This is a genomic window from Actinomycetospora sp. CA-084318, assembly GCF_050955885.1.
Taxonomy (GTDB): Bacteria; Actinomycetota; Actinomycetes; order Mycobacteriales; family Pseudonocardiaceae; genus Actinomycetospora.
In genome coordinates, this window is sequence record NZ_CP192098.1 from 2879996 (window position 1) to 2892281 (window position 12286).

13 protein-coding genes are annotated in these 12286 nt (G+C 76.1%); 2 read left to right on the forward strand and 11 right to left on the reverse strand.

Translation table 11 applies throughout. The features are described from left to right. From ACQPYX_RS13980 to ACQPYX_RS14000, 5 genes are all read right to left on the reverse strand, one after another. A complete protein-coding gene (locus ACQPYX_RS13980) occupies positions 1-1398 on the reverse strand; it encodes an MSMEG_1061 family FMN-dependent PPOX-type flavoprotein (protein WP_433803507.1) in 1398 nt (465 codons plus the stop codon). Continuing rightward, complete coding sequence (locus ACQPYX_RS13985) at positions 1395-2441, reverse strand: FecCD family ABC transporter permease (protein ID WP_433803508.1); 1047 nt, start codon at positions 2439-2441, stop codon at positions 1395-1397. Before ACQPYX_RS13985 ends, ACQPYX_RS13980 begins: the two co-directional genes overlap by 4 nt. Further along, complete coding sequence (locus tag ACQPYX_RS13990; RefSeq protein WP_433803509.1) at positions 2438-3478, reverse strand: FecCD family ABC transporter permease; 1041 nt, start codon at positions 3476-3478, stop codon at positions 2438-2440. The genes ACQPYX_RS13985 and ACQPYX_RS13990 overlap by 4 nt, the downstream gene beginning before the upstream one ends. Positions 3479-3502: 24 nt before the next feature. Continuing rightward, entirely contained in the window at positions 3503-4489 is a 987-nt protein-coding gene (locus tag ACQPYX_RS13995) for an iron-siderophore ABC transporter substrate-binding protein (RefSeq protein WP_433803510.1), read from the reverse strand. Positions 4490-4579: 90 nt separating this feature from the next. Next, a complete protein-coding gene (locus ACQPYX_RS14000) occupies positions 4580-6010 on the reverse strand; it encodes a DUF222 domain-containing protein (protein ID WP_433803511.1) in 1431 nt (476 codons plus the stop codon). 158 nt (positions 6011-6168) lie between these two features. On the opposite strand from ACQPYX_RS14000, the gene ACQPYX_RS14005 reads away from it, so the two are divergent. After that, positions 6169-6855: a maleylpyruvate isomerase family mycothiol-dependent enzyme gene (locus tag ACQPYX_RS14005; RefSeq protein ID WP_433803512.1), complete on the forward strand. Its 687-nt coding sequence runs from the start codon at positions 6169-6171 to the stop codon at positions 6853-6855. Between the two features lie 11 nt (positions 6856-6866). Continuing rightward, entirely contained in the window at positions 6867-7613 is a 747-nt protein-coding gene (locus tag ACQPYX_RS14010) for an SAM-dependent methyltransferase (RefSeq protein ID WP_433803719.1), read from the forward strand. Here the strand turns inward: ACQPYX_RS14010 and ACQPYX_RS14015 are convergent. The 6 genes from ACQPYX_RS14015 to ACQPYX_RS14040 form a co-directional block, all read right to left on the reverse strand. After that, the gene (locus ACQPYX_RS14015) at positions 7610-9247 is read right to left on the reverse strand and encodes an alpha/beta-hydrolase family protein (RefSeq protein WP_433803513.1); all 1638 of its coding nucleotides are present in this window, start codon (positions 9245-9247) and stop codon (positions 7610-7612) included. The two genes, ACQPYX_RS14010 and ACQPYX_RS14015, sit on opposite strands and share 4 nt — an antisense overlap. 25 nt (positions 9248-9272) lie before the next feature. Then, positions 9273-9923: a GOLPH3/VPS74 family protein gene (locus ACQPYX_RS14020; protein WP_433803514.1), complete on the reverse strand. Its 651-nt coding sequence runs from the start codon at positions 9921-9923 to the stop codon at positions 9273-9275. A 109-nt stretch (positions 9924-10032) separates the two neighbouring features. After that, the gene (locus tag ACQPYX_RS14025) at positions 10033-10380 is read right to left on the reverse strand and encodes an ester cyclase (RefSeq protein ID WP_433803515.1); all 348 of its coding nucleotides are present in this window, start codon (positions 10378-10380) and stop codon (positions 10033-10035) included. Positions 10381-10397: 17 nt separating this feature from the next. After that, the gene (locus tag ACQPYX_RS14030; RefSeq protein WP_433803516.1) at positions 10398-10814 is read right to left on the reverse strand and encodes a protein-tyrosine phosphatase family protein; all 417 of its coding nucleotides are present in this window, start codon (positions 10812-10814) and stop codon (positions 10398-10400) included. Positions 10815-10879: 65 nt separating this feature from the next. Continuing rightward, entirely contained in the window at positions 10880-11563 is a 684-nt protein-coding gene (locus ACQPYX_RS14035; RefSeq protein WP_433803517.1) for a potassium channel family protein, read from the reverse strand. Positions 11564-11567: 4 nt separating this feature from the next. After that, positions 11568-12233, reverse strand: a complete 666-nt coding sequence (locus ACQPYX_RS14040; protein WP_433803518.1) for a potassium channel family protein — start codon at positions 12231-12233, stop codon at positions 11568-11570. Positions 12234-12286 lie beyond the last annotated feature (53 nt).

Consider the following 12286-nt stretch of genomic DNA (forward strand, 5'->3'; position numbering starts at 1 on the left):
TCAGGCGTCCTCGCGGCCCGCCATGGCGGCCTCCGCGAGGGCCTTCACGCCCGGCACGTCGGTGGCCGGCTCGATCCCCGCCCACACCGCCGAGCGGGTCAGCGCGCGCGAGCAGTGCACGAAGCAGTCGGTGACCTCGACGACGAGCGCCAGCGGCGGCGGCTCGTCCCACAGCCCCAGGACGGCCGGGTCGTCGACGACGCGTCCGTGACCGGAGACGCGCAGCACGTGGGTCGCCCCGGGGACGAGGAACAGCAGGCCCGCCCCCGGCCGCTCCACGACGTTGCGCAGGGTGTCGATCCGACGGTTCCCGGGGCGCTCGGGCAGCGCGAGCCGTCGCCCGTCGTCGAGCACGCGGACGAACCCCGCCCGGTCGCCGCGCGGGGAGACGTCCAGGCCGCCGTCCGCCCGGCCCGAGGCCAGCACGACGAGGGGCGCGGCGGCCACGAACTCGGCGGCGGTCGCGTCGACCCGGTCCCCGACCTTCGCGACGGCGAGCGGGTGCGGCTCGTCCACCACCGCGCGCAGGTCGGCCTCGGAGGTGAACGGCGTGGTGGACCCGCACCCGTCGTCGGGCAGGGCGTCCGTCGCGTCGGGCACCGGCGCGGGCGGCGTGACCCGGTGCCTGCCGACCGGGACGACGAGCGGGGTGCCCGAGACCGGGTCGGGGACCACGCGCGCCGGGATCCCGAAGACCCGCTCGACGGTCGCCTCCGTGACGACCTCCGCGGGGGTGCCCTCGGCGACCACGGCGCCGTCGCGCATGGCGATCAGGTGGTCGGCGTAGCGGGCGGCGAGGTCGAGGTCGTGCAGGACGACGGCCACCGTCGTGCCCTCGCCGAGGTTGCGGTCGACGAGCAGGTCGAGCACCTCGACGGCGTGCGCCATGTCCAGGTAGGTGGTGGGTTCGTCCAGCAGCAGGGTCGGCGTGTCCTGCGCGAGCACCATCGCGATCCACACCCGCTGGCGCTGGCCGCCGGAGAGCTCGTCGACCGCCCGGTCGGCGAGCTCGGCGACCCCGGTCGCCGTCATGGCGCGCGCGACCGCCGCGTCGTCGGCGGCGGTGCGGCCGCCGAACCAGCCCTGGTGCGGCGAGCGTCCGCGCTCGACCAGGTCGGCGACCGTGATGCCCTCCGGGGCGACCGGCGACTGCGGCAGCAGCCCGAGGCGCCGGGCCAGTTCACGGGCAGGGAGCTCGCGGACGTCGGTCCCCTCGAGCAGGACCCGACCCGCGGCGGGCGCGATCAACCGGCCCAGGCCGCGGAGCAGCGTCGACTTGCCGCACGCGTTGGGGCCGACGATCGCGGTGATCCGGCCCGCGGGGAGGCGCACCGACAGCCCGTCGACCACCACGCGGTCGTCGTAGCGCAGGGTGAGGCGCTCGGCGCTCAGGCTCATGTCGCTCCTCTCGTGCGGGACCGGGCCAGCAGCCACAGCAGGTAGGGGGCGCCGACGACCCCGGTGACCACACCGACCGGCAGCGGGATGTCGCCGAGCAGGTGGCGGGCGATCAGGTCGGCGACGAGCACCAGCAGCGCGCCGACCAGGGCGGCGTGCGGCAGCGAGGCCCGGTCGGGACCGGCGAGGCGGGCGGCGACCGGACCGGAGACCAGGGCGACGAACGAGACCGGCCCGGCGACGGCGACCGCGGCGGCGACGAGGAGGACGCCGGCGGCCAGCAGGGCGAGGCGGGCGCGCTCGACGGGCAGCCCGAGGGCGGCCGCGGCCTCGTCGCCGAGCTCGAGTCGGGGCAGGGCGCGCGCGGCCACGAGGGCGAGCGGGACGAGGACGGCAACGGTCACGAGCAGCGGCGTGGTGGCCGCCCACGTGACGCCGTTCAGGCTGCCGGTGAGCCACAGCAGGGTCTGCTGGGCGGTGGTGAGGGAGGCCGTCGTCATCAGCCAGGAGACGACGGCGAGCAGCGCCGACCCGATCCCGACGCCGATCAGTACGAACCGGACGCCGTGCAGGCCGCCCCCGGAGCCGCCGCGTTGGGCGAGGACGACGATCAGCGCGGCGGTGCCGGCGGCCCCGACGACGGCGGCCGCGGAGACCCCGAACCCGGAGAGGCCGAAGACGGTCAGGGCGGTCACCGCGGCCGCGCTCGCCCCGGCGCCGACGCCGATGACGTCCGGGCTGGCGAGGGGATTGCGCAGCAGCCGCTGGAAGAGCGCGCCCGCGAGGCCGAGCGCGGCGCCGACCGCCAGCCCCGCGAGGGCCCGGGGGAGCCGGAGCCGGGTGACGACGAACTCGACGCGGGCCGGTCCGGCGCCGACCAGGGAGGTGAGCAGGTCGCCCGGTCCGATCGGGTACTCGCCGAGCGACACCGTCGTCAGGAACGCGAGGACCACCGCCGCGGCGAGGACGGCCCCGACCAGCCCGACCCGTCGTCGGGACCGGGCCCGGGTGGTCTGCAGGGCCGCCAGCGCGGGCGCGCTCATCGCACGAACCGCTTCCGGCGGACGAACCAGACGAAGACCGGTGCGCCGAGGACGGCGGTGACGATGCCGACCTGCACCTCCCGGGGCGCGGCGACGACCCGGCCGACGACGTCGGCGACCAGCAGCAGGGTCGGGGCCGCGAGGGCGGCGAGCGGGAGGAGCTTGCGGTGGTCGGGGCCCGCGAGCGCGCGGACGAGGTGCGGGACGGTCAGCCCGACGAAGGCGATCGGCCCGGCCGCGGCCGTCGCCGCCCCGGCGAGCACGACGAGGGCGACGCCGCAGACCGCGCGGTCGCGCCCGACGTGCCGGCCGAAGGAGCGGGCGACGTCGTCGCCGAGGGCGAGCGCGTTCAGCGTCGGGCCGCACAGCAGGGCGAGGGCGAGGCCCGCCGCGACGAAGGGCGCGGCCTGGGCGGCGATGCCGAGGTCGCGGCCGGCGAGCGAGCCGACCTGCCAGAAGCGGTAGTCCTCGAAGGCGTTCGGGTCGGTGAGCAGGATCGCCGTGGTCACCGACCCGAGCCCGGCGGTCAGGGCGGCCCCGGCGAGCGCGAGGGTGGCGGGTGAGGTCGCCGAGCGCCCGCCGACGCCGGCGACCCCGGCGACGATCAGCGCGGCGAGCCCGGCGCCGACGAAGCCGAACCACACGTAGGCGGTCAGGGACCGGATGCCCAGCAGCCCGATCGCGAGCACCACGGCGAGGGCCGCCCCGGTGTTGAGGCCGAGGATGCCGGGTTCGGCGATCGGGTTGCGGGTCAGCCCCTGGGCGAGGACCCCGGCCGGGCCGAGGGCGAGGCCGGCGAGCAGACCGATCACGGTGCGGGGGAGGCGGACCTCGGTGACGACGAGGTGGTCGGGGTTCGTCGGGTCGAACGCGGTCAGGGCGTCGAGCACCACCGACGGCGGCAGCGCCCGCGGCCCGATCGCGAGGCTCGCGACGACGGCCACGAGGAGTGCGGCCAGCACGAGCAGCGTCGTCGCCGTGCCCGAGCCGCGGCGGGTGCGGGGCGGCTCGGGGGCGGCGGTGGCGACGGCGGTCACGGCTGGTGGCTCACGGCTGGTGGCTCACGGCTTGGCGACCGCCGCGGCGATCGGCGGCACGATGCGGTCGAGGGCGTAGAGCTGGCCGGGGACCGACGAGCTGGCGAACGCGTTCGAGAGGGCCTCGTCGTCGAGCACGATCCCGCGGCCGGCCGCGACCGAGGGCACCGTGCCCCACAGCGGGTCGCCGGTGATGTCGGTGGCGTTGCCGCTGATCGCCTGCATGATCGTCACGCGGGCGTCCAGGAGGTTCATCTGTTCGCGGCTGACCGGGACCGAGAAGCTCTGGGTCGGGATGTTCTCGACGGCGGGGGAGTTGACCAGCCCGAGCTCGCGGAGGAACTCGACCCGGCCGGTGCGGCCGACGTAGGCGGCGTACTCGCCGAGGGTGTTCTTGGCGCCGGAGACCACGGTGGCGCCGTTCAGGGCCGGGTTCTGCTGGCGGGCCTGGGCGAACCGGGACTCGAGCTGGGACTGCAGGGCGGCGGCCTCCTGGGTCTTCCCCAGCGCCGCGCCGACCATCCGCAGCTGGTCGCGCCACGGGGTCAGGTAGTTCTCCCCGCCCGCCGGGATGCCGACGACGGGGACCCCGAGCTGGGAGAGCTGGTCGTGGCGCTCCCGCGCGCCCGAGGCGCGGGTGTCGAGGATCAGGTCCGGCTGCAGGGCGGCGACCTGCTCCAGGTCCACCTCGAGGGTGCCGAGCGTCTGCGGAGGCGTGGTGTAGCGCTGGGTCACCCAGGGGCCGAGGCCGTCGCCGCCGACGGCGAGCCAGTCGGACGCCCCGACCGGCTGCACGCCCAGGGCGAGAGCGGTCTCGGCGTCGCTCCAGCCGAGGGCGACCACCCGCTGCGGGGCCTGCGGGACCGTGACGTCGCCGAACGCGGTCGGGATCGTGACCGGGAAGGTCCCGTCGCCGGCGGGGGCGGCCGAGGGCGACTGTTCCGGGCCGGACGAGCAGCCCGCCAGGACGGCGAGGAGCACGGCGACGACGGCGACGAGCGATCTGCGCACCGGGGACCTTTCGGGCAGAGCGAGTGAGGCCCGCCTAACCTAACTGCTGCCGCCGCGCCGTGGTGCATTCGGGTGACGCACCACCACGCCTCAGGCGGCGACGGTGCCGGGTGGGCTGCCGCCGCCGGGGACGGGTTGTCGTTCGGCGTCGATCCAGCGGGGTGGGGTGAACCACGGGCGGTCGTCGAGCATGTGGATCTCCCAGCCGCTGTGGTGGGCGAGGTGGTGGTGGTAGCGGCAGGGCAGGACGAGGTTGTCGGGGTCGGTGGGGCCGCCGTCGATCCAGTGGCGGATGTGGTGGGCGTGACAGCGGCGGGGTCGGCGGGTGCAGCCGGGGTGGGCGCAGCCGCGGTCGCGGATGGTGAGCAGGCGGCGTAGGGCTTCGGTGACGGCGTAGGCGGCGCGGCCGAGTTCGACCGGTTCGCTGCGGGTGCCGAGGACGGCGGGGAGGATCCGGGCGTCGCAGGCGAGGCGGCGGGCGGTGGCGGGGTCGAGGGCGCGGCCGGTGTCGAACTCGGCGTGGCCGACCTGGGCGCGTAGCCAGTCCAGGGGGATGGTGACCGCGATCTGGGCGCGGGCGGGGATCGGGAGCCGCGCCGCCCGGTGGGCGCCGGGACGAGTCGGTTCGGGGGCGGGTGGTGGCCCCGGAGCGGCAGCCCCGTCAGCCCCGTCGGGGTCGTCGGGGTCGTCGGGGACGAGGTGGAGGCGGCCGTGGCGGCGGGCGAGGTCGGAGTCCTCGCCCTCGTCGTCAGTGGCCCGGTCGTCCCAGGGGCGGTCGTGGGCTTCGGGGTCGTGGGGGTCGATGACGCCGGTGGGGGTGTGGGCGGCGGCGCAGAGGTCGAGCAGGGCGTCGGCGCGGCGGGCTGCGAGGGGACGGGTGTCGTCGGGGCCGGCGGGTCCGGAGAGGGCGTCGAGGGTCTCGAGGAGCAGTTCGACGTCGGCGGCGCCGTGGATGTGCCCGGTGAAGGCGAGGCTGCCGTCGCGGCGCTGGACGAGCAGCCACTCGTCGTCGGGCTCGTCGGGTTCGTCCGGAGCGGCGCCGTCGGGGTCGAGGGTGGCGAGGAGTCGGGCGGCGACTCGTTCCAGTCCGCGGGGGGAGAGCTGGCGTGCGGTCTGGGCGAGGAGGTCCTCGGCGGCCGCGATCTGTTCGGGCTCGATGTCGTGGATCGCGCGGACGCGGTCCATCGCCCGGACGAGCACGCGTAGGTGTTCCTCGCCGAGCGCACCCTCGGCGGCGGCTCGGGCGCCGGCGGGGGGTCGGGGCGGTAGGTCCTGGCCGGACAGGGCGACCGTCGGCTGGGTGTGCTCGGCGTGGCGGAGCAGGTGGGTGGCGTGGGCGTGGTCGACGCGCCAGAGTTCTTCGAGGAGGCGGCCGAGGTCGCGGTGGCCGGTGGCGGTCCAGGCGGCGGTCTGGGCGAGTTCGGCGATGGCGGTGAGGAGCGCGTGCTCGGCGAGGCGGGCGGCCGTCATGGCCTGCCGGGCCCGGTCGATCACCGCCTCGTCGGCGGCGCTGATGCTCATGTCGATCAGTGTAGGGGCCGGTGACCTGCACGAACAGCCGCTGTTCGAACGCATGTTCGATCAGCGTTCGGCATCCTCCGTCCTGTCGAACGGAGCAATTCGTCGTCGACGCCGCCCACCTCTGGTCACGAACCCGGTCGCGACGCCACCCTGGGCGCATGGACACCCGACGTTGGACCGAGGTGGTCGAGACCGACGGACGCGAGCTGGGTCGGCTCTGCCGCGAGCGGCCCGACGCGGTGGTCCGGAGCTGTCCGGACTGGACGGGCGCCGACCTCCTCGCCCACTCCGCCGGCTTCTGTCGCACCCTCGGCGCGTTGTTCGCCGGCGGCCGCGACGCCCGCGAGCCCGCCGTCGAGGTCCGGCGCGACGAGGCGCTCGCCTCCTTCGACGACGACCTCGCGGCTCTCCTGCAGCTCCTCTCGACCACCGACCCCGCCGCCCACGTCGTGAACTGGAGCGTGCGCGCCGACGACGCGGCGTACTGGTTCCGGCGGGCCGCCCACGAGTTCGCGATCCACCGGTGGGACGCCGCGACCACCACCGACGACGAGCCCGCCGCGATCCCCGCCGACGTCGCCCGCGACGGCATCGCCGAGTTCTTCGAGGCCTTCGTCGCGACCGCCTTCGGCTACGGCCGGATGCCGCCGAAGGACGCGACGCTGGTCCTCGAGCTCACCGACCTCGACGAGACGCTCCGGTACGACCTCCCGAACCCGGGCGAGGAGACGGTCGTCCGGGGGACCGCGTCGGACGTCGTGCTGGCCCTCTGGCACCGTCGCGACCCGCTGGCCCTGCACGTCGGCGGCGACGGCACGGTCCTGCGGTCCTGGCCGCACATCTAGGGAGGACGACCATCGACGTCGAACGGGCCAACGCCGCCCGGATCTACGACTACTTCCTCGGCGGGGCGCACCACTTCGAGGCCGACCGGGTGCAGGCCGAGCGGATCCTCGCCGGCAACCCGGACATGGCCCACACCTGCCGCGCGAACCGGTCCTACCTGGGGCGGGTGGTCCGCTGGTGCACCGCGCACGGGTACGACCAGTTCCTCGACCTCGGGTCCGGCATCCCGACGGTCGGCAACGTGCACGAGATCGCGCCGGACGCGCGCGTCGCGTACGTCGACGTCGAACCGGTCGCGGTCGAGTACGCCCGCGAGCTGACCGCCGGGCTCGACACCGTCACGGTGGTGCAGGCCGACCTCACCGTGCCCCACCAGGTGCTGGAGGCGGTCGGGGGGCACCTCGACCTGCGCCGACCCGTCGTCGTGCTGGCGATCGCGGTGCTGCACTTCGTCGACGACGACATCGCGGCGATCCTGGGCACCTACCGCGACGCCACGGTCGGGGGCAGCGTCCTCGCGATCAGCCACGGCAGCGCCGACCACGACGAGCCGGCGCTCGCGGCCCGCACCCGAGCCATCCAGGAGGGGTACCGGACGAGCGCCTCGCCGGTCCACCTGCGCGACCGGTCCGACCTCGCCCGCGCGGTCGCGGGCTACGACCTCGTCGAGCCGTCGATGGTCGACGTCGTGGCCTGGCCGGAGCCGACGGGCGAGGAGGCGGTCGGCGCCTACGCGCTGGTGGGACGGAAGGTCTAGGCGCCGGGGGTCGGCAGCCCGCCCGCCTCCTGCACGGCGTGCACCCGCGCGGTGTCGGCGGACGTCCAGCCCGGCGGCGGGACGATGTCCATCCACGCGTCGAGCGACTCCGGCCCGTAGTTGTGGCCGTGCCCGAACGGCACCTCCTGCGCCCGGATCATGTCCATCGTGACCTGCCAGAACGTGACGAGCGGGTACCAGCGCACGGTCGGCAGCACGTCGTCGCCGCGCGGCTCCGCCAGCCAGTCCGGCCGGGCGAGGAGCAGCCGCGGCGACCACCAGACCACCGGGTCGCTCGGGTGCTGCAGGTAGACGGTGCGCGGCGCGGGCCAGGGCGCGGGAGGGCTCGTCGTCAGGAAGGGCGTGGCCGAGCCGCCGCCGAAACGCACCTGCCGCCCGTTCCCGACGACGGGGCGGACCTCCGGGGTGCCGGGGTCCCGGCCCGCGACGAGGGAGCGCCACAGCGGTGAGGAGTTCGGCGGGCCGTTCCACAGCGCGCCGTCGCGGACCTCGCCGACGTCGGAGAACGCCGCCTGCGAGCCGAGCGCGCCCAGCGACTCCCCGAACACGACGACCCGCGGGCGCGGCCGTCCCGGCGGCAGCGCGTCGACGGCGGCGCGCACCGCGTCGTACATCGTGGTGCCGGCCGCGGTGACCCGGTCGCCGTCGAGCAGCAGCGAGAGCGCGCTCGGCAGCAGCGAGTACTGGCTGGTGACGACGGCGGTGTCCCCGCCCCAGGCCAGCTCGAGGGCGTCGACGGCCTCCGCGTCGACGAAGCCGGTGCCGGTCGTCGTCAGGACCGCGATCACCGGCCGGTCGAAGGCCCCGGTGCGGCGCAGCTCGTCGACGGCGAGCCGCGCCCGCTCGGCGGCGTCGTCCGAGCTCCCCAGGCCGACGTAGACCCGGATCGGCTCGACGGCGGGCCGCCCGGAGGCCTCGGCCAGCGCGGTCGGGGTCGGGCCGGACGAGACGAACGTGCGCCCGCCGCGACCGAGGGACCGCCACGAGAGCAGCGAGGCGGGGGAGCCGGAGCGCAGTGGCGAGGTGGGCTGAGTGGCACCGCCGAAGGTCCCCTCGTCCTGCACGGCGAAGGCCGGGTCGAGGGCGGCGCGGGCCGGGTTGACCCCGGGGATGCCGGCCACGGAGACGAGCGCGAGCGCGAGGACGACGACGCCGAGCCCCACCACCACGCGCCGGGGCCACCGCGGCAGCGCGCGCACGCCCCGCACGATCGCCACCAGCAGCACGAGCACGCCCAGCGCGACCGGGACCGCGAGCAGCCAGTCCGGGACCGTCGGCGCCCGCACCCCGAGCAGCGCCGCCTGCGCGACCTGCCCGCGGTACCCGGAGACCATCGCCAGCACGACGACCGGCACCAGCACCATCGCGAGGAGCACCCAGCCCACGGCGCGGGCGACGGGGGAGGGCGACACGCGCCACCAGCGGCGGCCGAGCCGCGCGAGCGCGACACCGAGCAGGTAGCCGGCCGCGAGCAGGACGCCGCTCACCAGACCCTGGAAGACCCCGGTGCGGGGGATGAGCGTCGGGGCGCACCCCAGCGCCGCGAGGCCGACGCCGAGCGTCAGCCCGAGCGGGTGCAGCGACCGGCGGCGTCGCGCGGAGGGCGGGGGCACGCCCCGCAGTCTGCCCGGCGGACGATCATCCGCCCGCGCGACCGGCGGTCGCCGCGCCGGTCGCGACCACCGCGAGCCGCACCGCGCGGGCGGTGACCACGGCCTGGCGGGCGGCGGCGGGCACCCCGTCGACGGTCGCGATCTCCGTGGCGCGCCGCCGCAGGGCCCGGCGTGACCCGCCGACGATCCCGGGGAGGGCGCCGCCCGCGTCGAGCAGGGCGGCGAGGGCGGCGTCCCGGTCGGTCGGCGCGGCCCCGTCGAGCAGGGTGGCGCGCAGCCGGGCGACGAGGGCCGCGCGCCGCGTGGGGTCGGCGGAGGGCCAGTGCGGGTCCCGGACGAGGAGCGACACCCGCGGTCGGGCCGCGGTCACCGCCCCTGCGGCCACCAGGTGCGTCATCACCCGCTCGACCGACCCGGGCCGCAGCGCGGCGAGCGCGGCCGGGACGGTCGCGGCGGCGGGCACCCGGTCCAGGGCCACGTCGAGCACCGGATCGCCGGTGCTGATCCGGTGCAGTACCTGCACGTGCGAGCGCCCTCCCGCGAGGGCCACGCGCCCGGCGAGCACGAGGTCGACGAGCTGCGCGCCGCCGAGCAGCCGGGGCAGTGTCGGACGCGCCACGAGCCGCCGTCCGGACGGGGCGTGGAGCAGCAGCGCCAGCTCGTCGGTGACGGTCACGACGGTGATCGTGCGGGCTCGGGGGGCCGGCCCGGCACCGACGAAGGTGCACCCGTGTCCGACGAAAGTCGGTCGGGCACGGCGGCGACCACCGTCGCAGCAGGACCGGCTACGGCAGCGGCAGTGACGCGACCCAGTACTCGACGAAGCGGCCGTCGACGACGCGCAGCAGGTCGTTGCCGACGAACGTGACCGGGTTCCCGTCCTGGGCTCCGCGTCCGCGCCAGCGGCCCGCCACCAGGTCGCCGTCGACGAGCGGGCCCACCTCGATGACGAAGCTCAGCACGTCGAGCATCCCGTGCGTCTCGTCGATGATCGCGGCGAGCTCGGCCGGGCCGTGCACGGTGCGGTCGGGCCAGTGCCCGACGAAGTCGTCCGCGACGATCTCGCCGGCGACGTCGACCGAGCCGTTCCACAGCTCGTCGATCCAGCGGAGGTACAGCGCCCGCGGGTCCATGGGGCGCACCCTGCCAGCTAGCGGGGTCGGTCCGCGAACCAGCGCACCCACCGACGCTGGCCCGGCGTCTCCACCGCGCGGGCGTGGTGGTGCGCCCGGACCCAGGCCACGGCCTCGTCGGGACCCAGTCCGTCCAGGGTCGCCAGGCACGCGAGGACGGTGCCCGTGCGGCCGATCCCGCCGCCGCAGGCCACCTCGACGAGCTCCGCGGCCGCCCGCTCGTGCAGCGCCTCGATCGCGGTGGCGGCCTCGTCGGGATGGCGCGGGGTGCGGAAGTCCGGCCAGACGAGCCAGCGGCGCGGCCAGGTCATCACGGCGTCGTGCCGGCGGGCGGCGCGCCCGGACCCGAGGTAGAGGCCGAAGGCGGGCGGCTCCGCGGGCGGCACCCGCAGCGACCGGGCGCGGACGGGGCGGCCGCCGGGGAGTTCGAGCATCGACGGAGCCGCCTTTCCTGTCACTGGACGCAAGCAGTGACGCATTGCTGGCACCGGGAGGGGGCTCAGATCAGCTCGCGCCCGCCGGGATCGCCCGAGGTGAGCACCGAGTGGATCTCCTCCTCGACGCCCTCGCCCGCCACGAAGAGCATCTCGTCGCCGGGCTCGAGCGGGTCGTCGGACTGCGGCACGATCACCCGGCCCCCGCGCAGGATCGCCACGAGCGCGGCGTCGGCGGGCAGCGGGACGTCGCGGACCGGGCGGCCCGCGAGGGCGGTGTCCTCCGGCAGCGTGACCTCGACGAGGTTCGCCTTGCCCTGGCGCAGGGTCAGCAGGCGGACCAGGTCGCCGACCGACACCGCCTCCTCGACCATCGCCGCCAGCATGCGTGGGGTCGACACGGCGACGTCGACGCCCCAGGAGTCGGTGAAGAGCCACTCGTTGCGCGGGTTGTTCACCCGCGCCACCACACGGCGCACCGCGAACTCGGTCTTCGCGAGCAGCGACACGACGAGGTTGACCTTGTCGTCGCCGGTCGCGGCGATCACCACGTCGCAGTTCTGCACCGACGCGTCCTCGAGCGAGGCGACCTCGCAGGCGTCCGCGTGCACCCACTCGGCCTGCGGCACCGCCTCGGGCGCCACCTCCGCGAGGTCGCGCTCGATGAGCATCACCTCGTGGCCGTTCTCGATCAGCTCGGCGGCGATGGACGTGCCCACCGCGCCGGCCCCGGCGATCGTCACGCGCATCCCGCTACCCCCGCTCCGCCGGCGCCGTCAGCGCGGCGGTGGTCACCGCGGCGACGGTGCCGCTGACCGCGGCCGCGTACACCACGTCGTCGGCCTGGATGACCGTGTCCGGGCGGGTCAGCACCCCGGTGCCGAACCGCACGATGAACGCGACCCGGGAGCCGGTGGCCTCCTCGAGGGCCGTGACCGGGTGGCCCGACCAGTCCTCGTGGAACGGCAGTTGCATGATCGCGACCGTGCCGGACGGGTCGCGCCAGGCCGTGGCGACCCCGTCGGGCAGCAGCATCCGCAGGAAGCGGTCGGTGGTCCAGGGCACCGTCGCGACCGTGGGGATGCCGAGCCGCTCGTAGACCGCGGCCCGCTTGGCGTCGTAGATCCGGGCGACGACGGTCTCGACGCCGAACGTCTCCCGGGCGACGCGCGCGGAGATGATGTTGGAGTTGTCGCCCGAGGACACCGCGGCGAAGGCCTGGGCGCGGTGGATCCCGGCCGCCGTGAGGACCTCGCGGTCGAACCCCACCCCGACGATCTCCTGGCCGTGGAAGTCGCTGCCCAGCCGGCGGAAGGCCTGCGGGTCCCGGTCGACGACGGCGACCTCGTGGCCGAGGCGCTCCAGCGACAGGGCCAGCGCGGACCCCACGCGGCCGCAGCCCATGACGACGATGTGCACACGACCTCCGGTCGGCTCACCAGCACCTGACGCGCGCACGGTATCCCGTGCAC